The sequence below is a fragment of the Pseudomonas sp. NY15364 genome (assembly GCF_048068235.1).
Classification (GTDB): domain Bacteria; phylum Pseudomonadota; class Gammaproteobacteria; order Pseudomonadales; family Pseudomonadaceae; genus Aquipseudomonas; species Aquipseudomonas mendocina_D.
Map to the genome: position 1 here is coordinate 1 of NZ_JBLUPX010000097.1, position 483 is coordinate 483.

The 483-nt window shown below is 57.6% G+C and carries 1 protein-coding gene; it reads right to left on the reverse strand.

The features are described 5' to 3' along the window. Window positions 1-24: 24 nt before the first annotated feature. Window positions 25-483, reverse strand: a 459-nt coding sequence (locus tag ACNFCJ_RS24135; protein WP_416773902.1) for a transposase, incomplete at its 5' end; no start/stop codon positions are given.

Consider the following 483-nt stretch of genomic DNA (forward strand, 5'->3'; position numbering starts at 1 on the left):
GTGCAATGATGCAAAGTGCAGCGCTCAGGTCAGCAGCTCGATCATGCGGCGTGCCCCGAGTACCGAAATAGCACGTTTGAGGTTGTAGGCTTGCACGGCCATCGCCATCTCAGCTCTCACCCCGCTGAAATGGCGCACTAGAAAACGACCGTTGCCCAGAATCCATTGTTTGAGATTGCCAAAAGGGTGCTCGACGATTGCTCGTCGCCGTCCCATCATCTCAGGGTGAGTTTCGAGTCGTTTCTCCATCCGCGCGAACGCCTCTTCGTTGGGATGGCGGCTGATATGACGCCGTTGGGCCTGTGTGCACTTGGCTTTTAATGGGCAGTTCCCGCAGTCCTTGGCACGGGCTGCGTAAAGGCGAGTGCCACGATTGAGCTGTTTGAGCGACAGGGTCTTGCCCGCAGGACATTGGAAGCTGTCGGTCGCAGGATCGTAAGTGAAGTCCTGACGCGCAAACAGTGTGCCGCCGCCCTGGTTGTT